Raw genomic sequence first — 25,719 nt, forward strand, 5'->3', positions numbered from 1 at the left:
TAGCGTTCCGCCCGTGGCCGTGAGACGACGACGCCTGGTGACCGTGTCGGCGGTGCTGGGCGCCGTCGTGGTGATCGCTGTGGCGGTCGTGGTGGTGGTGATCGCGACGCGCACCGGCGAGACCCGGCGCGACGACGACACGTTCCAGGCGTCGCTCGCCGACTTCTACGCGACTCCCGACAAGCGCGTCGCTCCCGGCGAGCTGATTCGCGTCGAGGAGATCGCCGATCTCGACGTGCCCGGCGGTACCGCGCTGCGCATGCTCTACGGCTCGGAAGGGTTTGACGGGTCGCCGCGGGTGTCCTCGGGCATGCTGCTGATTCCCGACGCTCCGGCCCCACCCGGCGGGCGTCCGGTGCTCGCGTGGGCTCACGGCACGCTCGGGCTGGGCGACGATTGTACGCCGTCCCGGCACCGGAACCCGACGCTCGCGGCTCTCGACATGGCGAACTGGGTGCCCGCGGTGATGGCTCGCGGTTGGGTGGTGGCCGCGACGGACTACGTCGGCGTGGGGACGGAGGGCGATCCGTACTACCTCATCGCTCGCAGCGAGGCGCAGGACGTCGTCAATTCGGTGCGTGCGGCGCGGGGTCATGCGCCGGCGCAGGCGAATACGACCTACGTGGCGTTCGGCCACTCGCAGGGCGGGCACTCAGCGCTCGCGACGGCGGCCTTCGCGGACTACGCGCCGGAGCTCACGCTGGCGGCGGTCGCGGCGGCCGCGCCCGCCGTGGAGCTGGGCCCGTTGTTCTCCCAGCAGTACCGGTCCGTCGTCGCGTGGGGCATCGGTCCCAGCGTGGCGGTGACGTGGCCGTCGGTCTACCCGGACCTGCCGCTGTCGGTGCTGACCGAGCGGGCGCGGGACCGCTACGAGTCGTTGGGGCGAGGGTGCCTGTCGCAGCAGGCGGTGGAGCTGTTGGTGGACCGGGCGAGCGGGGCGCAGTTCTTCGCGGAGGATCCGCTGCAGGACCCGGCGTGGCAGCGCGCCGTCGCCGAGCAGACCCTCGACGTGGCCCGGTTGGGGGTGCCGCTGTTCGTGGTGCAGTCCCTCGCCGATCAGATCGTGCTGCCGAACACCACCGCACTTCTCGCCCGGAATGCCTGCAGCGCAGCCGAACCCGCGCTGACCATGGCGTGGCTCGGCCAGATCTCGCACCAGGACACGGCGATGACCGGGGGCCTGCTCGCGGTCGACTGGTTGGCCGATCGGCTGGCCGGCGTGCCCGCCGGATCCACCTGCGGTGACCCGTTACCGGTCGAGCCCGCGTCGGCGGGCCCGTAGTCCTCGGCGTCGGACCAGCGGGATCAGTAGACCCGCAGCGTCCCCGGCGACCACAGACCCGAGCGGGTGCGCTCGCTGACCTCGACGTCCGCGGCGGTCGCCGACGGGTCGAACCGGTCGTAGCGTTCGAGCGAACCCCAGTCCCGGCCCCAGTCGTGGTTCAGATACGTCGGGATCGCGACGGGGGAGGCGAGCATCTCCGTGAATCCGAGCGGACCGCCGTTCTCGGCGGCCTGCCACGTGTCCGTGGAGGACACGGCCAGACCTCGGTCCGGCAGGATTCGGTAGCCGGGCACCTCGGCGACGCCGACGCGGTGGTCGAACGGCCGCTGGCACGGGAACTGCAGGCCGACGGCCCAGTCCAGCAGCACCGGCTGCTCGGACCCGATCTCGTCCTGAAGGGTGGTCACCACGGGCACCCGAGGCGGAGTGAACGCCAGCCATTGATCCCCGGTGAGGTTGGGGTCGTTGGCGACGATGCGGACGGCGTCGGTGTCGGCGGGCAGGTCCGCGCGGGGGATCCGCAGGTTGCGCCACGACGGCGCGGGGCCGATGTCCCTGGGCAGGTAGTCGCCCTGGACGGCGACGGTGCCGTCGGGCTGGGTGCGGCCGTACTCGACACGCAGGGACTGGCCGTAGGTGGTGGTGCCCGCGACCGGGTCCTCGGACCAGATGCGGCCGGCGGCGGAGACGACGATCAGCGGGGCGTCGTCGGACGCGGCCGGCAGGCCGTACCAACTGGACGAGGCGCGCGCCGGGGTCTGAACACCGGGTTGGTACGAGCCCAGCACCGGGGTGGTGGCGGGGTTCAGACCGAACGGCAGTGCGGCGGTGGAGCCGTTGACGCCGACGGCGCCGACACCGCCGGCGGTACCGGACGACTGGCCCTCCTCGAACGAGGCGCCGACGGACTGGGAGTCGGTGTTGCCCTGGCCGGGCTTGACCTCCACCGCGTCCGCGCTGAGGTCGGTAGGCACGCCGTTCGCGCTGAAGCCGATCGGATCCTCGCCGCCCAGGGGGCCGAGCTCGGGATCGGTCGGGCCCGGAAGCGGTTGCAGGATGCCCTGATTCGGGTCGGACTCGACCAGGACGTCGCGAGCGAGACCACACGAGTTGCCGGCGAGCGCCTGGACGTTCGAGCGGCCCAGCGAGTACGCGGGGTACTGCGACACCGCGCCCTTGAGCAGGGACGCCAGCGCGAACAGCACCATCAGCCCGGCCACCACGGTGAGCGGAGCCGCGGCGAACTTCCGGATTCGACGCCCGCGGACGGTGCCGGGTTTCGGCTGCGGCGCCGCGAATCCCTCACGAAGGTAGTGCCAGCCGGCCAGCGCGACGGCCGCGAAGAACAGCCCGAGCAGCACGGTGTTGGACTGGATGCCGCTGACGGAGACCACCTTGTCGAACCACGGAACGCCGTAGCTCGAGACGTACCAGTAGCCGTTGATGCCCGAGAAGGACAGGGCGAGAACGAAGACGAGTCCGACGACGAAGACGGTGCGATTGCGGCGGGACCGCAACGCGCTCGCGGACACCGCGACGGCGGTGAGCGCGGCCAGCGACCCGGCGATGCCGGCGTACACCCCGAAGTGGTGGGTCCACTTGGTGGGGTTGAACATCATGAAGAAGATCGTGCCGAAGACGACGGCGATCAATCGCCACGCCGGACCGGACGGGACGCCCGGAATCCGCTTGCGCCGCAACAGCACCACCAGCGTGGTGAACAGGCACAGCAGCATCACCAGGAACGCGAAGCGGCGGGCGAGCGAGCCGTCGACGGTCTGGACGAAGAGGTAGTAGTACCGCAGGAAGTCGTTGTACCAGGGCAGGTTGGGGCCGATCAACGTCCGGACGCGGGTGGATTCCCGGACGGCGGCGAAGGTCTGATCGGCGAACACGACGATCAGCACCAACGTTCCGGCGCTCAGGATCGGCGCGAGGAGCGGCAGTGTCCCCACGGCACGGTGCCGTTTGACCACGATGCGGGTCAGCGGCCGGATGCCGGCGAGAATGGCGGCGACACACATCAATCCGGTCGGCGCCGCCGCGAGGGTGAACGCGCCGACGATCGCGGCGACCGCGGCGGGCAGCAGGCGTCCGGTGGCGATCGCGCGTTCCACCGAGCACCACGTGAGCAGGGCACCGAGCGCGACGATCGGTTCCGGCCGCAGACCGTTGTCGTAGGGCAGCCAGAACGCGAGGAAGACCAGCCCGCCGGTCCACAGCGCCACCGAGTTGGTGCGGACGGCGCGGCCGAGCCGCGGAACCACCTCGCGGCTGATGACCAGCCAGCAGAGCACACCCGCGATCAGTGCGGGCAGGCGCATCCACGGGCTCGCGGTGGAGACCTTCGCGAAGGCGGCCAACACGTCGTAGTACCACCCGAAGGGGGCTTCGGGGACACCGAACCAGCGGAAGTAGTTGGCCATGTAGCCGGCGTTCTCCGACACACGGGCCATGGTGAGGAGGTAGCCGTCGTCGGAGGTGTTCGCGCCGAAGAAGTGCCAGCCGACCAGCGCACCGACCACGACGCCGTCGATACCCGAGGGCCGCCACCACCCGGCCGGGAAGAAGCGTCGATGCCTGCGCCCGTCGATGCCGTCGAGCCGGGCCAGTGCACCGAGCGCCAGGGCGGTGGTGCCGATCGCGCCGACCATGACGAGCAGCTTGAGCAGCGTCGGCGACGACGAGAACCGCGAGTCGACCGAGATGTCCACCGTCAGGCCGGGGAACGACGACGCCGGTCCGGACAGGTCGGAGTAGATGCCCACCACCTGGGGACGGAAGTCCCCGTCGAGACGTCCGGCGCGCGGGACGCCGGCGTCGTCGGTCAGGCCCTCGAACGCGGCGGTGGTGGCGGTGATGTCGGAGTCGAAGCGGATGGCGGTGCAGGCGGACGACTCGACCTGCGACCGCGGTGCCGACGCGATCGCGACGTTGCGGTCCAGGACGTCCACCGAGGTGTCGGAGACGCGGACGAACATCGCGTTGAGCGCCGCGCCTTCGCCGCGGGCGGGCGCCGTCGAGAGCAGCAGGCCGCCGCCGGCGGGGAGGGCGGCCACCGCCGTGCACGGCACCGTCACGCTCATCGACTGCGGGACCTGGGACATGAGCGGAGCGTCGACGCTCTCGAGCGTCCCGTTCTGGGGCCAGCGGATCGACGCGTCGTCCTGCGTGACCGGCAGGAATGGCGTCAGGACGGCGAACAGCGTGCCCAGCAAACCGGCGACGACGGCGATCAGCCGGGTGGTGCGGTACCGCGCCCGGGCGTCGTCCCCGCGGCCCGGTCGCGAGTCGGCTGCACTGCTCTCGCGGTCGGGTGTCGTCGCGGGCGGCACGGAGGGAGCGTCAGGCACGGCTACCGATGTTATGCGACCGTGACGCCGCGCCCGAATCGCCGGTTACCTACTGGTAGCCCAGCGAACCCGGCGACCACAGACCGGACCGGGTCACGGTGGTGACGTCCACGCCGGCCGGAGCCGCGTCCGGGTCGATCGGGGTGTACTTCTCGAGCGACCCCCAGTCCCGACGCAGGTCGTCGGCGAGGTAGGTCGGCACCGTGTCCGCCCGCAGGACGAGCGGGGTCCAGCCGAGCGGCCCGCCGCCGATGGAGTCCTGCCAGGCGTTGGTAGACTCGGCGCCGGTGCGGTCCGGCAGGATCCGCCACTCCGGCAGCTCGGCGACACCGAAGCGGTGGTCGAACGGCCGCTGGCACGGGAAAGCCAGTCCGACGGACCAGTCGAGGAGGACCGGCGCGGTCGGCCCGACGACGGTGTTCAGCGTCTCGGTCCGCGGCAACCGTGGGGGTGTGACGGCGAGCCACTGGTCCCCGGCGAGGTCGTCGTCGGTGGCCACCAGCCGCACCGCGTTCGCCTCGCGGGGGATGTCGGCCGAGTCGACTCGTAGCGTGCGCCACGACGGTGCGGGGCCGATGTCGATCGGGGTCACCCGGCCGAGGGCCTGCTCGTCGTCGCCCGAGACGACACCGAACTCCACCTCGAGGGACGCTCCGGGGGTCACGATGCCGTCGGCGTCCACGGACCTGATGCGTCCGGCCGCCGTGATCGCGAGGAAGTCGTCGGTCCGCGGCAACGCGTACCAGCTCGACTCGAGGGTCGCCGGGGCGGCATCGCCGGATCCGAAACTGCCGAGGACCGGTGTCGTCGCGGGATCGAGCCCGAACGGCAGGGCCACGCGTGAGCCGTTCACCCCGGTGCCCGCGGTGGTACCGCCGCCGGTCCCGGCGGTGTTCGCGGTGCTGGTCTGATCGGTGTCGGACGGGTCGACGGAGTTGGCGCCGCCGGTGGTGCCCGAGGTCTCCCGGTCCGCGGAGAGGTCGCTCGCGACGCCGTCGGGGGTGAAGCCGGTGGACGACGTGCCGGCCAGCGGGTCGACGCCCGGCGTGGGGGTCAGGGGCTGCAGCATCGAGGCGTTCGGATCGGACTCCACGCGCACGTCGCGGGCGAGGCCGCACGTCTCACCGGTGAGGGCGTTCAGGTTCGACCGCGCCACGGAGTACGCCGGGTACTGCGCCACGGCGCCCTTCACCAGCGAGAGGACCTCGAAGAGGACGACGGCGGCAGCGACGACGGTCAGCGGAGCTCCGCTCCATCGGCGCAATCGGGTGGGCTGCGGCGGCCGGAACGGCGCACGGAAGTGCTGCCACGCGGCCACGGCGAGTGCGAGGACGGTCAGCCCCAACAGGACCGTCGCGAAGCCCTTGCCGGCGATGGACGGCGGCTTGTCGAACCACGGCACGCCGTAACTCGAGACGTACCACCAGCCGTTCGAGCCGGTGAAGGCGAGCGCCGTGAGGAACAGCACCGCGGCGCCGAAGAGCGTGCGGTTGCGGGGTGAGCGTTCGGTGGCGGAGATGACGGCGATCGCACCCAGAGCGGCCAGGGAGCCGGCGAGCCCGGCGTAGACGCCGAAGTGGTGGGTCCACTTGGTGGGGGTGAACATCATGAGGGCGAGGGCGCCGATCACGATGCCGAGGATGCGGCGCGACGGGCCCAGCGAGGTGCCCGGAATGCGACCGCCGCGGCGCAGCATGACGACGATGCACGTCACCAGGCACAGCAGCATGGCGAACACCGCGAACCGCCGAGCGAGCGACCCGTCGGGTGAGATGTTCAGAAGCGCGTCCCAGCGGTACCGCTCGTCGAACCACGCGACGTTGGGTCCGACGGCGGACCGCACGCGCGTCGCCTCGAGCACGGACGCCACCGTCTGATCGGCGAAGACCGCGGTCAGCACCACCGTTCCGGCCGCGAGGATCGGCGCGATCATCGCCGGCAGTCCCAGCGTGTGGCGTCGTCGTACGACGATCTGCAGGACCGGACGGGATCCGGCGAGCAGAGCCGCGATGGCGATGAGGCCCGTCGGGCCGGCGGCGAGCGAGAACGCCGCCACGACGACGGCGACCGCGGCGGGCAGCAACCGGCCCGTCGCGATGGCCCGTTCCATCGAGCACCACGTCACGAGCGCGCCGAGCGCGATCACGGGCTCGGGCCGCAGGCCGTTGTCGTAGGGCAGCCAGAAGGCGAGGAAGACCAGACCCGCCGTCCACACCGCGACCGGGCGCGTGCGGACCGCACGGCCGAGTCGCGGGATGACCTCGCGGCTGATGATCAGCCAGCAGAGGATGCCGGCGATCAGGGCGGGCAGTCGCATCCACGGGCTGGCCGTGGAGACCTTGGTCAGCGCCGCGAGCATGTCGTAGTACGGCATGCCGAACGGCGCCTCGGGGACGCCGAACCAGCGGTAGTAGTTGGCCATGTATCCGGCGTTCTCGGACACGCGGGCCATGTTCAGCAGGTAGCCGTCGTCGGAGGTGTTCGCGCCGATGACGTGCCAGACGACGAGGGTGCCCAGGACCACGACGTCGACCCCGGTGAGCCGGAGCCAGTGCGCGGGGAGGAAGCGCCGGGGCCGACGTCCGTCGGAGCCGTCCAGACGATGCAGAGCCACCAGGGACGCGACGGTGAGCAGGGCGCCCACGATCATCGCGAGGAGCTTGAGGGCGGACGGGGACGACGAGAAGCGGGAATCGACGTCGACCGTGGCCGCGGTGCCGTCGGGCGCGGGACCGCCGAGCGTGGTGAACAGTCCCACGGTCTGCGGACGCTGGTCACCGGCGACCTCGCCGATCCGGTCGCCGAGCGTGACCGTGGTGCCGTCCTGCGTCGAGGTGATCGTGAGGGCGTCGCATCCAGTGAGCGCATCGGCCGGAGCCGAGAGCAGCAACTGGTCCCGCAGCACGACCGACAGGGTGCGGTCGGCCTCGGTCGAGACCACCAGCCCGACCCGACGGGCGTCGGGAGCGCCCGGCGCCGCCGTGGAGAGCACCGTGCTGTCCGCCGGCGCCGCGGCGAGCGCCGAGCAGGGCACGGTCGCATCCAGCGCGAGGGGGCGGTAGGACACGAGCGGGGCGGAGACGGACTCGAACTCGCCGTTCGGCCACGAGATCGTCGCGGCATCCTGCTCGACCGGCAGGAACGGGGTGACGAGCGCGAGCAGGGTGCCGAGTACGCCCGTGATCACGGCCACGAGACGGGCCGTGCGGAACGACCGTGCTGCCGGGTGGGTGGTGGAGGGAGACTCGGCGACAGCGTTCGACACGGCCCCGATGCTAGGCGACGACCCCTGTCGTCCCGTCATTCCCGCACGCCTCGCACGTCCCAGACGGTGGCGTCGCCGGTTCGTGCCCCGGGGTCGCCGAGGAGGGTCGCGACGGTGCGGCGCAGGGCGTCGGCCTGCGAGGCGTCGTCGGGAAGGATCACGACGTCGGCGTTCCAGTAGGCGAGATCCTCGCGCGCACGGGAGCGATCGATGTCCGCAACGTCCGGGACCTCCCCGGACCGGGCGACGCGGCCGAGCAGGAGTGCGGTGGGCCGGTCGATGGCGCCGTACTTCGCTTCGCCGTCGGCCTCCCCGCTGGGGCCGACGAAATAGCCGCCGGCGATCCGGTAGTCGAGGCCCGCGTCGATCTGCCACCGGAGCGCGTCGGCGTTGCCGGGGCTCGGGATCGGCACCGTGACCACCGTGCCGTGCACACCGTCGAGGTCCTCGACACCGCCGACACCGCTGCGCCAGGTGCCGTCGGCGAGGACGGTCGGGGCCGGGGTGCGCTCGGCCGTCGGCAGCGGAACGGGGACCAGCGGGACCAGCGCGACCGCGACGGCGCCGGCCCAGATGCCGACGCGACGGCGCCTGCCGGTCGGCCGGGCGGCGAGGACGCGATCGGTCACCAGGGCGACGAGCGTCGCCACGAGGGGAACGGCGGCGAGGACGAACCGGGTCTCGAGCACCGACTCCAGCAGGGGAGTGCGGTCGAGCCATTCGCCCGGCGCCCAGCCGACGACGGGGTCCTCGGTGATCGCCAGTTCGGTGCCGATCGACAGGACGGCGAGCACCAGGATCGTCACGGCCGCGGCTCGGGCGAGCGGCAGACGCCGGAGCACGACGACGCACGCCGCGACGAGGACGAGCAGGGGGATGCCGAAGTAGGCGTTCTGTTCCGTCGGGTTCAGCGCGACGTCCTGCACCGGGACGGCGAGTCCCCCCAGCGACTGAGGAGGGAAGGCGACGAAGGACAGGAGGGAATTGCCCGGCAGCTGGTGGTCCAGGTGGCTGTAGCTCTGGGGCCCCCGGAACTGCCACCAGAGGGGCCCGGCGACCAGGACTCCCGCGAGCACGGCGGCGACGACGACGGGCCCGGCGGCCCGCCGCACCGCGGCGAGCGTGACGCGCGGCGCGAACACGGTGTGAGTGACCAGCATCAGCGCGACCGCGATGGCGAAGATCAACAGGGGCTCCTCGCCGAGGAGCACCTGCCACGCCGCCAGCAGACCGAGTGCCACCGTGTGTCGACGGACGTTCCGGCCCTGTCCCAGCCGGATCAGGCAGAAGAGCAGGAGGGGAAGGACGCCGAGCACCGTGAAGTTGGGGTGGGCCGACGCGTGGCTGATCATGCCCGGCGCGAACCCCGCGATCAGGCCGCCGAGGCCGGCGGCCAGAGGCGCGCGAATCACCGTGCGGGAGAGCAGGAAGTACCACCCGAAGGCGGTGGTCGCGAGGCCGAGCGTCAGGGCGAGTGCGAAGGTCACCGTCGGGCCGAAGGCGAGCGTCACGGGGGTCAGGGGAACGGACAGGCCCAGCATGGCGGTGTTCGCCATCATGTTGACCCCGGCGGGGGCGTTCTGCAGATCCGAGAACAGCGGGTTCTGCAGCGACGCCACCGATTTCGCGGTGACGGCGAAGAACCACTCCCACATGGTCTGATCCTGGCCGGAGTACCGCAGGTACCCCGAGCCGAGATGCCGCCACTGACCGCCGAGGACGATCAGGGCGAGGACGAGGTAGACGCTCGCGGCCACGACGTCGGGACGACGTCGTCGCGGCGCGACCGTCGTGTCGTCGCCGGCGGTCGGCTCGGTCAGCACCCCGGTCACGAGCCGGCTGTCCTCTCGGCACCGGCGTCGGCTTCCCGCACGACGAGCACGAACGGACCGATGTCCTGGACGTCGAATCGCGGGTCGTCGAACAGGGTTTCGGGGAACGTGACGGTGTAGCGGCGGACGTTCGGATCGTTCGGGTAGACGTCCTCGGCGAGGCGAAGCGTGTACCCGTCGGCGCCACGACGGAACAGGAAGGCGTCCGGTGCACGCCACGGCGAGGCGTCGAGCGCGGCGATCAACTCGTCCGCGGTGGTGAGCTCGCTCCAGTTCTCGATCGTGTCCGCCCGCGCCGCGAACTCGGCCAGCGGATTGGCGTAGTGGCTGGTGAGTCCCTGGAAACCGAAGTAGGGCAGGAACGCCAGGAAGGACGTGTCCGAGGTGAGGACGACGGTGTCGGTCCGCGGCCCCGGACGGGCGGCCTGCAGCGCGGCGTCGACCTCGCCGTAGTAGGACGCCACGCCGGGCGCGCGACGGTCCGCGCGGTCGCCGTTGCCGTCGGTGTCCGTGTACGCCACGGTGATCTCGTTCTGCAGCACGTGCGGGATGTCCTGCGCGAACGCGACGGACCCGACCACGGCGACGGCGACGGTCGCCGTCCGCACGCGGGGGGACTCCGAGGCGACGAGGTACAGCACTCGGGCGCCGTCGACGACGCCGAACACTCCGGCCGCACCGAGCAGCGCGATCAGGACGGGTTCGAGCCGGAAGCCCAGCAACGTGGTTCCGGCGACGGTGGCCAGCATGGACAGCAGCGACCACAGGTACACCGAGACCACCCCGATCCCGAGGGCCTGAGCACGTCGGGAATCCTTCAGGCGGACCAGGATCCACACCGAGCCGACGAGACAGAGCGCGCCGAGGAGGGTGAACTGCGCCATCGGCAGCGGCAGTTCGGCACCCGTGGCGGGGAGGTAGTGCAGTGCGGTACCGGATTCGGCGGTGCGACCGGTCAGCGCCGCCGCCAGGTAGGGCGCCCAGACGGTGAGCGCGAGAAGTCCGGACAGGACCGCCACGACGATCAGGCGCAGGGCCGGGTCCAGCACCGCGCGCACCGTTCTCGTCGCGCGGTACCGCAGGAACGCCGACGTGAGCGCCATGAGCGTGACGGCGAACGCGGTGAAACCGAGGTAGAGCGTGTAGACGGTCGCCGAGACACCCAGGAACAGCCCGGTGGCGACGACGGCGCCCCAGCCGGCGCCGCGGGAGGCGCCGGGACGATGCAGACCGCCCCAGGCGAGTACCAGGATCGGGGGGATCAACACCGCGATCACCGCGCCGTACGCCTCGGGCGAGGCGTACGCCAGGACCAGGGCGGTGACTCCGAGGGCCGCGAGGATCGCCAGGTCACGGCGCACGAGGGCCGACCAGAGCACGAGGCCGATCACGGCCGCGATCGCGAGCGAGCCGATGGCCCAGGGTTTGTACGCCTCCCAGCCCGCGAGGCCGAGGGCGTCCGCGATGCGTCCGCCCACCCAGAACCAGCCTGCCGGATAGTAGGGCGGGAGGTCGGCGTACGTCATGTCCTGCAGCGCCGGCGAATCCGTCAGACGCGTCAGGTACTCGGTGCGGAATTCCTGGTCGACGGAGACGCCGAACAGGTAGAGCTTCGTCGCCGCCAGCGGCATGCCCAGCGTGACGGTGACGAAGGCGGACAACCCGATCCAGGACAGCGGCTTCCACCACAGCGGTCGGACGTGGCGGCGCGCCAGCACCACCGCGACGGCGAGGACGCCCATCGCGACCACCTGGCCCACGGTGGTGACGGCCCGCGTGACGTTGGAGGAGTTGAACGCCGGCCACTGGACCACCGAGAAGGCCGTCAGGCCCACCGCGACGACGAGCGCAGCCACCGCCGCAGCCGCCAGTGCTTCGGCGGCGACGGTGAGAGCCGTCCGCGCCGGGGCTGCCGCCCGCACTGTCAGATGGGAAGTTTGCGGAAGATCGGACGCGGCACGTGCCGCAGCCCCATCATCACGAAGCGGAACGGGCCCGGTGCCCACACCAGGTCCTTGCCCTTGCGGGCGGACGCGACGGCGAGCTTGGCGACGTCTTCCTTGTCCACGGTCAGCGGAGCCTCGTCGACGTGGGCACTGAACTCGGTGCGCACCATGCCGGGACGGATGACCGTCACGCGAGGACCGTACTCGCGCAACGCTTCTCCCAGTCCGAGGTAGAAGCCGTCGAGGCCCGCCTTGGTGGAGCCGTAGACGAAGTTCGAGCGGCGGACCCGCTCACCGGCGACGGAGGACATCACGATGATGCGTCCCGAGGCCTGCGCCTTCATCTTCTGGCCCAGGAGTACGCCGACCGACACCGACGCCGTGTAGTTGATGTTCGCGGTGAGAACTGCCTTGCGCTGGTCCTGCCACAGCTCCTCGGGGTCGAAGTCGACGGCGAACGCGACGATCGCGACGTCGACATCGCCCTTGGCCCAGGCCTTCTCGATGACGGCGGGATGCGCGTCGGTCTCGAGGGCGTCGAAGTCGATCACCTCGACCTCGCGCGCACCGGCCGCCTCCATCTGGGCCACCGACGCATCGCGCTTCGGGTCGTTCGGCAGCGCCGCGAGGATCACCCGCGCGGGCGCGGTGGCCAGGTACTCCGCGGTGATGGCGAGACCGATCTCGCTGGTGCCGCCCAGCACCAGGATCGTCTGCGGGTCGCCTACGGCATCGATCGTCACAGCAATTCCAACCTTCTGGCCATATCGGAGGCGAACACGCCGGTGGGGTCGACGGAGCGGCGGACAGCGATCCACTCGTCGAGTCGGGGGTACATCGCGTGGAACGTCTCGGCCGAGGTCCGCGAATCCTTGGCCGTGTAGAGACGGCCGCCGAACTCCAGGACTCGCTTGTCCAGGTCGGCGACGAAGCGGCCGAGTCCGGCCTTGATGGGGAAGTCGACGCAGACGTTCCAGCCCGCGATGGGGAAGCTCAGCGGGGCCTGGTTGCCCTCGCCGAACAGTTTGAACACGTTGAGGAACGAGTAGTGCCCCGAGCGCTGGATGTCGACGATGATGCGCTTGAACTCCTCGACGGCCTGCGGCGGCACCACGAACTGGTACTGCAGGAAGCCGGCCGATCCGTACGCGCGGTTCCACTCACCGAACATGTCGAGCGGGTGATAGAACTGCGTCAGGTTCTGGACCTTGCCGCGGTAGGTGCCCGACTTGCGGTACCAGAGCTCACCGATCGGCCCGAACGTCCACTTGTTCGCCAGACCGTTGGGGAAGACGTCGGGGAACGTCAGCAGCTGGGGGGCGTCGAACTTCAGCGGGTCCTTCTGCAGCTTGGTCGGCAGCTGGTCCAGCCGAGCCAGCGAGCCCCGCGAGATGGCGGCCCGGCCCAGCTTCGGCGGACCGGAGATCGCGTCGAACCAAGCGCTCGAGTAGTCGTAGTTGCTCTCGCTGCCGTCGCTGTGGAACGCGATGGTGTCGTCGAGACTCGCGGTGACGTCGCCGTCGGCGATGAAGTACGCCGTCTCCGTCGGAGTCATCTCGATGGTGGCGCGCAGGATGATGCCCGTCAGCCCGTTGCCGCCCACCGTGGCCCAGAACAACGCCGAGTGCTCGCCGTCGGGCGTGATGTGCCGGACGGTGCCGTCGGCGAGCAACAGATCCATCGACCGCACGTGGTTGCCGAAGCTGCCCGCGCTGTGGTGGTTCTTGCCGTGGATGTCGCAGCCGATGGCGCCGCCGATCGTGACCTGGCGCGTACCCGGCAGCACCGGAACCCACAGACCCAGTGGCAGCGCGGCGCGCATCAGCTGGTCGAGGTTCACGCCGCCGTCGACGTCGACGATGTGCGTCTCCGCGTTCATCGAGTGGATGCGGTTCATCGCGCTCATGTCGACGACGAGGCCGCCGCCGTTCTGCGCGTTGTCGCCGTAGCTGCGCCCCAGCCCACGGGCGATGACCCCGCGACGCAGGTGCGACGGCTTGCTGTCGTTCTGCTCGGCCACCACGCGGACGGCGTCGGCGACGACGGCCGGGTCCGGCGTGGAGAGAACCTGCGCCGTGGTGGGCGACGTGCGAGCCCACCCGGTGAGAGTGCGCGCGCTGGTAGGGGGCATATCGGTGATGGACATCGGTAGTCAGGTTACAGGCTCGCAGCTCCCGTCCTCTGCGGTGCGGAGGCGTCCGGGGCCCCGAGGGTTAGGCTCGCACGCGTGTCGGACCAGCCCCATGCACCGCTCCCGGTCGAGCTCCCCCTGACGGAGAACACGGCCGACGCCGCTCCGGATCTGCGCACGCAGATCGTGCGCTTCCTCGTCACCGGAGTGCTCTCGGCGATCGTCGACTTCTCCATCACCATCGCCCTGCAGTACGGGCTGGACGTGCAGCTTTCCCTGGCCAAGGCCGTCGGGTTCGTCGTCGGGACCACCGTCGCGTACCTGATCAACCGGCGGTGGACGTTCGCCGCCGCGCCGAGCCGGAAGCGGTTCGTCGCCGTCGTGCTGCTCTACCTCGCGACGTTCGGCGTACAGAACGTGCTCTACACCCTGTTCGGCCACCTCTGGCCGGAGACCGTGATCTACAGCGCTGTGGCCTTCGTCATCGCGCAGGGCACGGCCACCGTCATCAACTTCGTGGTGCAGCGGACGGTCATCTTCCGCGTGTCCTGACGCTCCGGTGTCCCTGTGCGCGGTGTCCCTGCCGCCCGGTCAGTGGTTCCAGTCGGCGAAGGCGGGGGCGGCGGCGTCCTTGTCGGAGAGCTGGTGGGTCAGGGGGGTGCCGTCGCGGCCGTGGGTGGGCCAGTCGATGGCGAGGTCGGGGTCGAGGGGGTGGATGTCGCGGTCGAGATGGGGGCTGTATTCGAGGCTGCACAGGTACATCACCGTCGAGCGGTCCTCGAGGGAGAGGATGGCGTGGCCGAGGCCGGCGGGCAGGTACACCGCGCGGCGGTCGACGTCGTCGATGATCACCGAGTCCCAGGTGCCGTAGGTGGGCGATTCCGGGCGGAGGTCGACCACGACGTCGAGGAACGCGCCGGTGACGGCGGTGACGTACTTCGCCTGCCCGGGCGGGTCGACGGTGGTGTGGATGCCGCGCAGCACTCCGGCGGCGGAGACGGAGCAGTTGGCCTGCACCAGGTCCACCGGGTGCCCGACGGCCTCGGTGAACGCGGACGACTTGTACCACTCGAAGAACACGCCGCGGTCGTCGCCGAACTGGCGTGGGGTGATCTCGAACGCCCCCGGCACCCGCAGTTCCCGGATGTTCATCGGTGGCCTCTCTCGAGCAGGTTCAGCAGGTAAGACCCGTAGCCGGACTTCACCAGACCCTCCGCGCGGGTGCGCAGCTCGTCGTCGCTGAGGAATCCGCGTCGCCACGCCACTTCCTCGGGGGCGCCGATCTTCAGGCCCTGGCGATGTTCGATGGTGCGCACGTAGTTCGATGCCTCGAGCAACGATTCGACCGTGCCGGTGTCGAGCCAGGCGGTGCCGCGGGGCAGCACCTCGACCTGCAGGCGGCCGGCGTCGAGGTAGTGGCGGTTGACGTCGGTGATCTCGTACTCGCCCCGCGGGGAGGGGGTCAGGCCGCGGGCGATCCCGACGACGTCGTTGTCGTAGAAGTACAGCCCCGGCACCGCGAAGGTCGACTTCGGGGCGGCGGGCTTCTCCTCGAGGGAGATCGCGCGGCCGTGCTCGTCGAACTCGATGACGCCGTAGGCAGTGGGGTCGGCGACCTCGTAGGCGAACACCGCACCGCCGTCGAGGCCCTCGAAGCGGGAGAGCTGCGAGCCCAGGCCGGGGCCGTAGAAGATGTTGTCGCCGAGCACCAGGGCGACGGCGTCGTCGCCAATGTGGTCGGCGCCGAGGACGAACGCTTGGGCGAGACCGTTGGGTTCGTGCTGGACGGTGTAGGTCAGGGAGATGCCGAACCGGGAGCCGTCGCCGAGCAGGCGGGCGAACTGGTCGGCGTCCTGCGCGGTGGTGATGATCAGGATGTCACGGATCCCGGCGAGCATGAGCGTCGACAACGGGTAGTAGATCATCGGCTTGTCGTAGACCGGCACCAACTGCTTGCTGATCCCCTGCGTGATGGGATGCAACCGCGAGCCCGTGCCCCCGGCCAGAATGATTCCTCGCACCGGGGGAGTCTCCCAGACTGCAGAAGCGACCGCTCGCCACGTACTGTTCCGCGCATGAGGATGCTCGTCACCGGCGGTGCCGGCTTCATCGGCGCGAACTTCGTTCACCTGACCCTGCGCACCCGCCCCGACGTCGACATCACCGTCCTCGACGCCCTCACCTACGCCGGCACCCGCGCCTCCCTCGACCCGGTCGCCGACCGCATCACCTTCGTCCACGGCGACATCTGCGACGCCGACCTGGTGAACCGACTCGTCGCCGACACCGACCTCGTCGTCCACTTCGCCGCCGAATCGCACAACGACAACTCCCTCGCCGACCCCTGGCCCTTCGTCCGCACCAACGTCGTCGGCACCACCACCCTCCTCCAGGCCGTCCGCACCCACGACGTGCGCTACCACCACATCTCCACCGACGAGGTCTACGGCGACCTCGAACTCGACGACCCGGCCCGGTTCACCGAGGACACCCCGTACAACCCGTCGAGCCCCTACTCCTCCACCAAGGCCTCCTCGGACCTGCTCGTGCGCGCATGGGCCCGCTCCTTCGGCATCCGCGCCACCATCTCCAACTGCTCCAACAACTACGGCCCCTACCAACACGTCGAGAAGTTCATCCCCCGCCAGATCACCAACGTCCTCACCGGTGTGCGCCCCCGCCTCTACGGCACCGGCGCCAACGTCCGCGACTGGATCCACGTCGACGACCACAACGACGCCGTCTGGACCATCGTCGAGCGCGGCGAACTCGGCCAGACCTACCTCATCGGCGCGGACGGCGAAGCGAACAACCGCACCGTCGTCGAGACCATCCTCGAGCTCTGCGGCAAGGCGCCCGACGACTTCGACTTCGTCACCGACCGACCCGGCCACGACCTGCGCTACGCCATCGACTCCACCCGCCTGCGCACCGAACTCGGCTGGACCCCCACCTACTCCGACTTCCGCGCCGGCCTCACCGCCACCATCGACTGGTACCGAACCAACGAGCACTGGTGGCGACCCCAGAAGGACGCCACCGAAGCCGTCTACGCCGGCACCGAGCGGATCGTCACCGGCATCTCCAAGTGAGATGGTCCTGGCTGAGCATTTCGATATTCGCTCTCGTCTCGGTGTGGGTCGCCTTTTTCGTGGAACGGTTCGGATTCAATCCCACGGACCAGGGGTTCGTGCTGGCGCAAAGTTGGCGAGTCCTGCAGGGCGAGATTCCGCACCGTGACTTCATCTCGGCGCGACCGTTGGGGTCGGCTTTCTTCCATGTCGTCGACATCGTGTTGCCTGGCCCCTCGTACCCGGCCTCGGTCATGATCGCAACACTTCAGATGATGGCGGCAACGGTGTGGCTCGCCCTCCTGACTCTCCGAGTGAAGCTGGACTCACTCCGATTCTGCGGATCGGTAGGCGTCGTGGTGGCCGCATTGGTCAACATCCACCTGTTTCCCATGAACGCGTGGCACACGATCGACGGGATCTTCTTCGTCGCGCTTGGTTGGTGGGCGCTCGACCGCGGAGCCCGGGGGTCGTCGACCTGGCTGTTCCGCCTGGGGCTACTGGCCTTGGGCGCGGCAACAACGACCAAACAGAGCTTCGCGCCCGCGTTGGTCGCTGGGTTGATCTTCCTGTTGATCGAACACCGCCGAGGTCGCAGAGATCGGCTTCTGTTGGATCTGGCAATACTGGCAGCGTGTCCGGCGCTCTACGCGATCGTTGTCGGTGCGGCGAACGGCGGCGCCCAGGCTCTCGATCAGCTGACCGGAGGCGCGGGAACCGTCGGGGACCGCCTGCTCTCCGCCGAGTCCGCAGAGGGGTTCGGCATCTACCTCGTCGTATTCCTCGTGGCGTGTGCAGTGGCTGCGTGGACCTCGACTCACGAATCCGTGTGGGCCACCATCATGGGCCGCTGTGGTGCAGCGGCGAGCCTGATGTGTGTCCTGGCGGTCGTCGTGAGAGGTGGCCTTTCCAGGGCTGGTGATTGGGGCATCGTTCTCCTCTGGATGCTGGTGCTGGCTATTGCGTTCGAGTTTCTGAAGTCTGCGATTCTCGGTCGGGCCAGGGTGCAGTGGCGACTGCTCGCGCTCCCGTTTCTGGCGTGGATGTCTTCTCTGTCCTGGGGATACGATTCACCGACGCTGCTCGGCGGAAGTATGGCGTTGTCGATCGCGGCGATCGTTGTGTCGTTCGTCTCTGGGGACTCGGTGGACGCCGGCGGATCGAGGTTGGTAGGCGTCGCGGCCTCCGTGGTAGGCGTGCTACTCGCGGGCTCGTTCCTCGTCGCGAAGCAATCGGTCGACGCGTACCGTGACCAGCCGAGGGAGCTGTTGACGGCCTCCCTCGGGTCGGTGACCGCGGAAATGAGGGGTATCCGCACAACGCCCGCCACGGTCGCCTATCTCGCTGACATAGATAGGTGCGTCCGCACATATCCGGCACGCAAGGTGGCTGTGCTCCCCGACAATGCTGTCGTCTATCCAGCCTTGAATCTCACGAATCCGTTCCCGATCGATTGGATGCTGCCGATGGAGCTGGTGGCAGATACGCGGGATCGCATTCTCGACACCGCCACCGAGATGGACAGCATGGGTTCCTACCTCGTTCTGTTCGCAGGAGTGACTCCGGAACAACTGGCGGGAGGCGACGGTGCGAGGGGAATCGACGCTGGTGCGGTCGGCCCGCAGGATCCGACCGGGCTGCTCGGTGCGATCGACAGTGCGTTGAATGGGTCCCGAATCACCTGCGGGACCTTCACGGGAATCTGGAAAGAAGGGGTTTGAGCTCCTACTCCGGTGTGGAGCTACCCGAGTGTCCCGGTCGGCTTGGTGCGAGAGCGGCTGTGCACCAGCCGGTTACGCAGCGATGCGGAGGTCAACGCGGCGGCGGCGGCGCCGGCCACCACCTCGCAGAGCGTGAAGATCAGGCGGCTGGCCAGGGCCAAGCCGAGGGCGACGCCCGACGGCATGAAGGGTGAGAGAGCGGCGACCACGACGGCTTCGCGGACACCGATGCCGGAGGGGGCGACGAAGACGAGCACCCCGGCGCACATGCCCAGGGCGAGGGCGCCGATGCACTGCACCAGGCCTGCCGGGTGCAGTCCCACGGAGTTCGAGGTAAGGATCCAGAGGTGGATTCCGTAGAAGACCCAGCTGGTCGCGCACCAGCCGAGTGCGAGGGCGATCTTGCGGCGGGTCAGCGGCTCGGTGAGCGGGGGTCGACGCAACAGCCGCAGCAGCATGTTCACCAGTCGTGTCAGCACGGCCGGGTATGCACAGATCAGTGAGATCGGGACGAGGCACAGCACCCCGACAGCGGCTACCGAACTGAGCTGGAACAGTGCCGGCAGGGCCAACAGGCCCACGACGAGCGCGGACGTCGTGCTCAGCCCCACGGTGACCAGCACCGCGGTGAAGCCCGCGGCACGGGTGACCCCGGCGCGGCGGACCAGTTCGGCTTGCAGCACGAAAGCCCAGACACTGCCCGGCAGGTACTTCGCGAGCTGTCCGACGAGGTAGCAGCGTGCGGCGTCGAACGCGGGGATGGGGAAGTGGAGCGAGCCGAGCGCGTGCTGCCACGCGCGGACTGCCGCTCCCATTCCGAGGAAGACGAAGAACGTGGCGCCGATCAGCGACCAGATACCCAGCGTCGTGATGGTGTCCCGGACGTCGGCCCACTGCGACCGAACCGCCAGCGCGACGGTGACGACGATGGCGGCGACGACGAGCACGCGCACGGCGGTCGCGAGGTGAGTCCGAGCGCCGTGGGTCGTCGTGGTCGGCTCCGTCATGAGACGAGCGGTTTGGTGGAACGCTCCCGCCACCAGGTGAAGTGGTCCGCTGTCGCCGTGGTCAGTGCGTCGGCCGACGGCAGACGTCCGTCGGTGTAGGCGGCGGCCACGACGTCGATGTCCGACTGCTCGTAGCCCTTGCGAGACATCCCGACGGTGTTGGCGGCGTGGAGGCGCGCGGGGTTGCCGGTGACGGTCGCGAAGGGAGGGACGTCCTTGGTGGCGATGCCCCCCATGCCCACCATGGCACCCGCTCCCATCACTCGGTGCTGGTGGATGGTGCTGTTCATGCCCATGTTGCACCCCGGACCCAAGGTGACGTGTCCGCCGAACGTGACCCCGGGTGCCGCGATCGTGTTCGCGCCGAGTTGAACGTCGTGGCCCACCGAAATCCGGTTCATGACGAACGAGTTCTCGCCGATCACGGTCGGGCGAACGCTGCCCTGGTGCACCGCGGTGAGTTCACGGATCACGGTGCCCGGGCCGATCACGATTCCCGTTCCGTCACTGGGTTCCTCGTAATCGGCGAAGTGGTCGGCTCCGAGTATCTCCGGCGGTGCACCCAGCACCACCTGCGCTCCGATCCAACAGTCGTCACCGATGGTGACCGGCCCCGTCACCACGACGAAGGGACCGATCGTGACCCGGTCGCCGATGGTGACTCCGTCGCCGACGACAGCGGTGTCGTGGATACGGCAGTCTCGACCTCGAGTTGTGGACACGAGAGACCATCCTCCATGAGTGAATCCGTCGAGCCGAATTCGGTCGACCGTACCCGTGGGTGCGAGCCTGGTGACCGGTACCGACGTCCGGGCGTTAGTGTCGAACGGATCTCGGTCCGTTATCGGGCCACGCTATTTGCCGCGGGAGAAAACAAGTGATTGCAATTTCGAGCGTTTCGTTCGGCGAGGATGTCGAGCGAGAAGTCCTCGACACGCTCCGCTCCGGGATCGTGGCGCAAGGGCCGAAGGTGCGCCGACTCGAGGAGGAGTTCGCCGCTCTCGTCGGGGCGCGGCATGCGGTCGCCGTCAACAACGGCACCACCGCGCTCGTCGCGGCGGTGAGCGTGCAGGACCTCGAGCCGGGCGACGAGGTGCTGACCAGTCCGTTCACGTTCGTCGCGACAGTGAACGCCATCCTCGAGGCGGGTGCGACGGTGCGGTTCGCGGACATCGCGGCCACCGATTTCGCGCTCGATCCGGCCAGCGTGGCCGAGCGGGTGAACGAGCGCACACGGGTGCTGCTCCCCGTGCACCTCTACGGCCAGTCGGCGGACATGGCACCGCTGATCGCGATCGCCGAGCGCCACGGCCTCGCGATCGTCGAGGACGCCGCGCAGGCGCACGGCGCCACCTACGACGGGCGGGGCGTGGGTACCTTCGGCCTCGGGTGCTTCTCCTTCTACGCCACCAAGAATCTCACCACCGGTGAGGGCGGCATGATCACCACGAACGACGACGCCGTGGCGGATCGCCTGCGCGTCCTCCGCAATCAGGGCATGCGGGCGCGGTACGAGTACGAGATGGTCGGTCACAACTACCGCATGACCGATCTGCAGGCCAGCCTCGCGTTGCCGCAGATGAGCGCGTACCACGCGCAGATCGCACAACGGCGACGCAACGCAGAGGCGTTGTCCACCGGCCTGAAGGACGTCCCCGGACTGACGTTGCCGACCGAATCGAATGGTCGCGGACACGTCTGGCACCAGTTCACCGTGCTCGTCGACGAGGACGCGCCGATCGACCGGAACACTCTGTCCGATCGCCTGACCGAGGCCGGGGTGGGTTCGGGAATCTACTACCCACGGACCGCGTACGACTACGACTGCTATCGCGCGCACCCGAGAGTGCAGATCGACGAGACTCCGGTCGCATCGTCCGTGGCGAGCCGTTGTCTGTCGATCCCCGTCCACGCACGCTTGTCCGAGGACGACGTCGCCACCGTCGTCTCGGCGGTCCGTTCGGCAATGGAGGCATGATGGCCACCCCACGAGTCGCGCTCATCGGGTCCGGTCGCATGGGGTCGCTGCACGCGCGGGTGATCGCGTCGTCGGATCGGTGCGACCTGACCGTCCTGGTCGAACCGCGCGAGGAGAACGGCGCGGCGGTCGCGGACCGCTTCGGATGCCGGTGGGCCCCCGACTTCGACGACCTGGACGGCATCGACGCCGTGGTCGTCGCCGCTGCCACTCCGGCCCACTACGACATCGCCTCGCGCGTACTCGCGCTGGGGAAGCCGGTGCTCGTGGAGAAGCCGCTGGCCGCGACCTACGAACAGAGCGCGGAGTTGGTGGCACGGTCCGAGAAGTCCGGCACACCGCTGATGTGCGGGCTGCTCGAGCGATTCAACCCGGCAGTCCGCACGGCTCGCGAATTCGTCGGAGACGTGTGGCAGGTCAACGGCATTCGGCATTCACCCTTCGTTTCCAGAATCTCGACGGGGGTAGCGACGGATCTGTTGATCCACGACGTCGATCTCGCGATCTCGTTCGTGGGTGCCGATCCGGTGTCGGCGCGCGGGGAGTTCGGCTACTTCCACGAGTCGTCACGCGAGAACGTGGCGGAGGACTGCGCCGATGCCGTGCTGCGGTTCGATTCGGGTGCAGTGGCCACGATCTCGGCCAGCCGGGTCAGCCAGCGCAAGGTCCGGCAACTGTCGGTCCTCGAAGCCGAGCGGCTCATCGAGATCGACCTGCTCCGTCGGGACATCACGATCTACAAGCACATCTCCGACGACATGCCCGCCGACCGGGACGGCTACCAGCAGCAGACCGTCATCGAGATTCCCACCCTGCAGTACAGCCAAGAACCCCTCGCGGCACAGCTGGATCGGTTCCTCGATCTGGTCGAGGGAAGGGACGACGCCGCGGCGGAGCGCGCGGCAATCCTGCCCGCCCACCGCGTGGTCGATCAGGTCACCACGGCCGCTCGAGGAGACGCTCTCCTCGGCGGGTGACTCGATCTCGGGGTCACGGCGAGCCTGTCTCGACCGCCTCGGGTCGGACGTCGGGTGTCGCTCGACGCCGTCGCACGCTCCACAGGACCGAGTGGGCCAGTGCCAGGAGGACGCCGGCTGCCGCGGCGCTCACGCCGAGGCTCTGACCCGGCGGGGTGTACGCGAGATCGACGGTCGATCCGTTCGCAGAAGCGGCGGGCAGATCGATCTGCAGCAGCCCACCGGAGGTGGCGTCCACCTCGACGGGTCGCCCGTCGACCGTCGCGGACCAGCCCGGCCACGCCAGCATTGCGAACGTGACCGCGCCGGATCCGCTGTAGCGCAAGCTCTCTCGGGTGGGCGACGTCGTCACGTCGTCCTGCACCTCGAGTCCTGCGGCCGTCGCCGACACACGCCCGTCGGGGAACGGGAGGGGGGTCGTGCGCCGAGCCACGGTGACGATCGGCCCGTCGATCACGGTCCAGTCCGTCGGCGACAGTCCGTCGAAGGCACGCGGCCCGCCGTAGGGCCCGCTGTTCTGCACCACGATGGTCTGCAACCGCAAAGCGTCGATCCAGGAGACGGTCGTTCCCGGGGCGGTGCGTTCGAGCCGGTCGACGGCGTCGGAACACTGGACCCCGCCGTAGTAGTTGAGGCAGAGGGCCTCCACGAAGTCGGCGTAACTGATGCCGGCGTAACTGTTGACCGCGTCGACCCCTGCCGCCTGCCATTGGTTGCCGAAGACCAGGTCGCCCCACTGCGAGCGGGGCTGGTCGAGCGGGATGTTCTCGGTGTCGGCGATCGCAAAGGTATTGCCGACGTAGCGGTCGGCGAACCGGTCCGCGGTGAAGGACGCCTGTCTCGGAAAGAACCACGGGGTCACGGTGTAATTTCCCGGGAACCACAGAGTGGTTTGCAGTGCGAGAATCGTAGCGGTTCCTGCTGCGAACACGGCGGCGTGAATCCGGGCGTCCGCGGCGCGCACGATCAGCACCAGTGCGGTCAGCACCGCCACGACGCCGAGCGCCGTCGCGTGGTAGCCGAGGTCCTCCGGAACACTGGACCACGCGGTGTAGAACTGGAACGCCACCAGCAGGGCGGTCAGGCCCGCGCGGAGGCGGAGGCGGTCGCGTTCCAGGCCCGCACTGAGCACGACCGCGACGACGACGATCACCGGAAGCTGCGCGTACTCGAGCAGCCTGAGTGGCCACCGAAACAGCCACAGTTGCGACGGGCCGAGCAGCAGGACGGCGTACACGCCGAAGAACACCACGAGCGACGACGCCCCGGCGAGCGAGGTCCGCATCGTTCGCCAGCGCATCCACGGCAGCAGCGGCACGACGAACCACGCGAGGTACCCCACCGGCATCGTGAGGAACGGATCACCGAACGAGTCGATCATCGGCAGTCGCGTCGGATTGGACAGGTCGAGAATGTCGCCGAGGCCGGGTCGGAGCATGCCGTCGTTGGTCACGCCCGTGGCCGTTCGGACCGAGACGCCGGTCGTGAACGCGAGGGGGAGATAGACGACGATCGACATCAGGAGCGCCGACAGCCCGGTGACCACCATGGAGGACAGGGCGCGGGGGCCTCGGTGCCGGAGCAGTTCGACTCCGACGGCCAGGTAGACCACCACCACGCCGACCGCACCGTAGGGATTTCCCGTGGTCAGCGCGAGGGCGGAGAACAGGATTGCCCACAGAGGGTTGATCCGGCCGTGCGCCGACGCGCGAACGGACCAGAACACGTGCGGAATCCAGGCGAAGGCGATCAGGCCCGACGCCCAACTCGAGGCGTCGAAGTACAGCGTGTACGTCGCGAACGGCATTACGTAGCCGGCGGTGAACGCCATCGGCCGCGATGCACCGAACTGCCTGGCCAGTACGTACGTTCCCACCGCCAGCACGGCGAGGAAGAACATCTTCACGAGCGTGATGCCGACTGCGAGATTGGGGACCAGGGCGATCACCACGGCGGCCGCGAGCAGCACGGGGTTGTAGATCCCGTAGAGGGCCTCGGCCGTGACGTTGCCGCCCGCCCACATCTCCGGGACCAGGGCGGGCCACCGGCCGTCGAGCAGCTCCTGTCCGATCACCCGCCAGCCCGGGGTGAAGGCGGCCGCACTGTCGTCCCAGTAGAAGAACCAGCGGTCGTATAGGAGGGGAATGGCGGCAGTGACGACGACCGCGACCGCGAGGAGGGCGGCCGGGCCGACACGTCCGGCCAGCGCAGGAGGGTGTTGCACGACTCACCTTCGTCGGTTCGGAGGCGAGCAATGGTTCGACTCGCTCAATGCAGCGTAGTGTTCCTCCGCGTCACACCGCCGTCGACCACGAAAGGCCCCCGTCGTGCCCACTGACTCGCCCTCGCGCGACGGTGCCGGGGCGGTGGAACTGTCCGTCGTCATCCCGGCGCACAACTCCGCGGCCGTCATCGAGTCGACCGTGACGGCGTTCGCGGACCATCTCGTCGACCGAATCGCGGAGATCGTGGTCGTCGAGAACGGGTCGACCGACGATACGTCGGCGATCTGCGACCGACTCGAACGGGATTGGGACGCGGAACGGACAGCACTGAGAGTGCTGCACAGCGACAAGGGCATGGGAAATGCCCTCCGCCTCGGAATCCTGCGTTCTCGAGGCGACAGGGTGCTGCTCACTGCCGACGATCTGCCCTTCGGATTCGACGACCTGGCGGGCGCAGACGAGCACGCACGTCGGTCGGCAGTGCAGGCGCCCGTCTACATCGGTTCGAAGTCGCACCCGCGATCGGAGGTCGAACGGGGCGTTCTTCGGGCGGCGATGACTCTGGGTTTCGCCACGCTCCGCCGAGTCGTGTTGCGGACCAGAACCGGGGACCCCCAGGGCACATTCCTGCTCGACGGGCCGATGGCGCGTGACCTCGCACCCGCGCTGACGGAACCCGGATTCTTGTTCACCACCGAACTCGACTACGCCGTGGAACTCGCCGGGATCCGCCCCGTGGAGGTTCCCGTTCGGTTGTCCGATCGGCACCACGATCAGCCCAGCCGGGTCGCGCCGGCCGACATCGTCGCGATGGCGCGCGGACTCTGGCAGCTCCGTACGCGCCGCCGCGGGCTTCGCGAGGCCGCGGGTGCGGCGCTACGTCGGCACTGAACGAGCTGAGCGCTCGCCGCCGCCGCTCCGTCGCGAA

Annotated in this window: 18 protein-coding genes; 7 read left to right on the forward strand and 11 right to left on the reverse strand. The window is 69.4% G+C overall.

Annotation, left to right across the window (positions count from 1 at the left end; genetic code table 11):
• Positions 1 to 13 precede the first annotated feature (13 nt).
• Positions 14 to 1,282, forward strand: coding sequence for a lipase family protein (locus RC2_RS15670; RefSeq protein WP_139277431.1), 1,269 nt, complete (start codon positions 14 to 16; stop codon positions 1,280 to 1,282).
• 23 nt (positions 1,283 to 1,305) lie between these two features.
• On the opposite strand, the gene RC2_RS15675 is transcribed toward RC2_RS15670, so the two are convergent.
• The 6 genes from RC2_RS15675 to dprE1 form a co-directional block, all read right to left on the reverse strand.
• Positions 1,306 to 4,620, reverse strand: a complete 3,315-nt coding sequence (locus RC2_RS15675) for an arabinosyltransferase domain-containing protein (protein WP_068149011.1) — start codon at positions 4,618 to 4,620, stop codon at positions 1,306 to 1,308.
• 67 nt (positions 4,621 to 4,687) lie between these two features.
• Positions 4,688 to 7,942, reverse strand: coding sequence for an arabinosyltransferase domain-containing protein (locus RC2_RS15680; protein ID WP_082895538.1), 3,255 nt, complete (start codon positions 7,940 to 7,942; stop codon positions 4,688 to 4,690).
• A complete protein-coding gene (locus tag RC2_RS15685) occupies positions 7,939 to 9,735 on the reverse strand; it encodes a glycosyltransferase family protein (protein ID WP_068149018.1) in 1,797 nt (598 codons plus the stop codon). The genes RC2_RS15680 and RC2_RS15685 overlap by 4 nt, the downstream gene beginning before the upstream one ends.
• Positions 9,732 to 11,663 carry a galactan 5-O-arabinofuranosyltransferase gene (locus RC2_RS15690; protein WP_174552345.1) on the reverse strand — a complete coding sequence of 644 codons (1,932 nt, stop codon included), beginning with the start codon at positions 11,661 to 11,663 and terminating at the stop codon, positions 9,732 to 9,734. The genes RC2_RS15685 and RC2_RS15690 overlap by 4 nt, the downstream gene beginning before the upstream one ends.
• A complete protein-coding gene (gene dprE2, locus RC2_RS15695) occupies positions 11,660 to 12,424 on the reverse strand; it encodes a decaprenylphospho-beta-D-erythro-pentofuranosid-2-ulose 2-reductase (protein ID WP_068149023.1) in 765 nt (254 codons plus the stop codon). The genes RC2_RS15690 and dprE2 overlap by 4 nt, the downstream gene beginning before the upstream one ends.
• On the reverse strand, positions 12,421 to 13,827 hold the full coding sequence (gene dprE1 / locus RC2_RS15700; protein ID WP_068149027.1) for a decaprenylphosphoryl-beta-D-ribose oxidase: 1,407 nt from the start codon (positions 13,825 to 13,827) through the stop codon (positions 12,421 to 12,423). Before dprE1 ends, dprE2 begins: the two co-directional genes overlap by 4 nt.
• 81 nt (positions 13,828 to 13,908) lie before the next feature.
• Between dprE1 and RC2_RS15705 the strand changes: the two genes are divergently transcribed.
• Positions 13,909 to 14,364 (forward strand): GtrA family protein, encoded by a 456-nt coding sequence (locus RC2_RS15705; RefSeq protein ID WP_072681614.1) that lies wholly within the window; start codon positions 13,909 to 13,911, stop codon positions 14,362 to 14,364.
• A 39-nt stretch (positions 14,365 to 14,403) separates the two neighbouring features.
• Here the strand turns inward: RC2_RS15705 and RC2_RS15710 are convergent, their stop codons facing one another.
• Both RC2_RS15710 and rfbA read right to left on the reverse strand, forming a co-directional pair.
• Complete coding sequence (locus RC2_RS15710) at positions 14,404 to 14,964, reverse strand: dTDP-4-dehydrorhamnose 3,5-epimerase family protein (RefSeq protein ID WP_068149030.1); 561 nt, start codon at positions 14,962 to 14,964, stop codon at positions 14,404 to 14,406.
• Complete coding sequence (gene rfbA / locus RC2_RS15715; protein WP_068149033.1) at positions 14,961 to 15,833, reverse strand: glucose-1-phosphate thymidylyltransferase RfbA; 873 nt, start codon at positions 15,831 to 15,833, stop codon at positions 14,961 to 14,963. Before rfbA ends, RC2_RS15710 begins: the two co-directional genes overlap by 4 nt.
• A gap of 54 nt (positions 15,834 to 15,887) precedes the next feature.
• Here rfbA and rfbB point away from each other — a divergent pair, with 54 nt between their 5' ends.
• Both rfbB and RC2_RS15725 read left to right on the forward strand, forming a co-directional pair.
• On the forward strand, positions 15,888 to 16,904 hold the full coding sequence (gene rfbB / locus RC2_RS15720) for a dTDP-glucose 4,6-dehydratase (protein ID WP_068149035.1): 1,017 nt from the start codon (positions 15,888 to 15,890) through the stop codon (positions 16,902 to 16,904).
• Positions 16,901 to 18,604 carry a hypothetical protein gene (locus tag RC2_RS15725; RefSeq protein WP_068149037.1) on the forward strand — a complete coding sequence of 568 codons (1,704 nt, stop codon included), beginning with the start codon at positions 16,901 to 16,903 and terminating at the stop codon, positions 18,602 to 18,604. The genes rfbB and RC2_RS15725 overlap by 4 nt, the downstream gene beginning before the upstream one ends.
• A gap of 20 nt (positions 18,605 to 18,624) precedes the next feature.
• Here RC2_RS15725 and RC2_RS15730 read toward each other — a convergent pair whose 3' ends face one another.
• Both RC2_RS15730 and RC2_RS15735 read right to left on the reverse strand, forming a co-directional pair.
• Positions 18,625 to 19,611 carry a lysylphosphatidylglycerol synthase transmembrane domain-containing protein gene (locus tag RC2_RS15730; RefSeq protein WP_068149040.1) on the reverse strand — a complete coding sequence of 329 codons (987 nt, stop codon included), beginning with the start codon at positions 19,609 to 19,611 and terminating at the stop codon, positions 18,625 to 18,627.
• Complete coding sequence (locus tag RC2_RS15735) at positions 19,608 to 20,333, reverse strand: DapH/DapD/GlmU-related protein (protein WP_068149043.1); 726 nt, start codon at positions 20,331 to 20,333, stop codon at positions 19,608 to 19,610. The genes RC2_RS15730 and RC2_RS15735 overlap by 4 nt, the downstream gene beginning before the upstream one ends.
• A gap of 155 nt (positions 20,334 to 20,488) precedes the next feature.
• Here RC2_RS15735 and RC2_RS15740 point away from each other — a divergent pair, with 155 nt between their 5' ends.
• Together RC2_RS15740 and RC2_RS15745 are read left to right on the forward strand one after the other, a co-directional pair.
• The gene (locus RC2_RS15740) at positions 20,489 to 21,589 is read left to right on the forward strand and encodes a DegT/DnrJ/EryC1/StrS family aminotransferase (protein WP_068149045.1); all 1,101 of its coding nucleotides are present in this window, start codon (positions 20,489 to 20,491) and stop codon (positions 21,587 to 21,589) included.
• A complete protein-coding gene (locus tag RC2_RS15745; RefSeq protein WP_245811148.1) occupies positions 21,589 to 22,566 on the forward strand; it encodes a Gfo/Idh/MocA family protein in 978 nt (325 codons plus the stop codon). The genes RC2_RS15740 and RC2_RS15745 overlap by 1 nt, the downstream gene beginning before the upstream one ends.
• A 13-nt stretch (positions 22,567 to 22,579) precedes the next feature.
• Here the strand turns inward: RC2_RS15745 and RC2_RS15750 are convergent, their stop codons facing one another.
• Complete coding sequence (locus RC2_RS15750) at positions 22,580 to 24,790, reverse strand: putative glycosyltransferase family protein (protein ID WP_068149049.1); 2,211 nt, start codon at positions 24,788 to 24,790, stop codon at positions 22,580 to 22,582.
• A 103-nt stretch (positions 24,791 to 24,893) separates the two neighbouring features.
• Between RC2_RS15750 and RC2_RS15755 the strand changes: the two genes are divergently transcribed.
• Entirely contained in the window at positions 24,894 to 25,682 is a 789-nt protein-coding gene (locus tag RC2_RS15755) for a glycosyltransferase (protein ID WP_068149052.1), read from the forward strand.
• Positions 25,683 to 25,719 lie beyond the last annotated feature (37 nt).

Origin of the sequence: Rhodococcoides corynebacterioides NBRC 14404 (assembly GCF_001894765.1) — a bacterium.
Taxonomy (GTDB): domain Bacteria; phylum Actinomycetota; class Actinomycetes; order Mycobacteriales; family Mycobacteriaceae; genus Rhodococcoides; species Rhodococcoides corynebacterioides.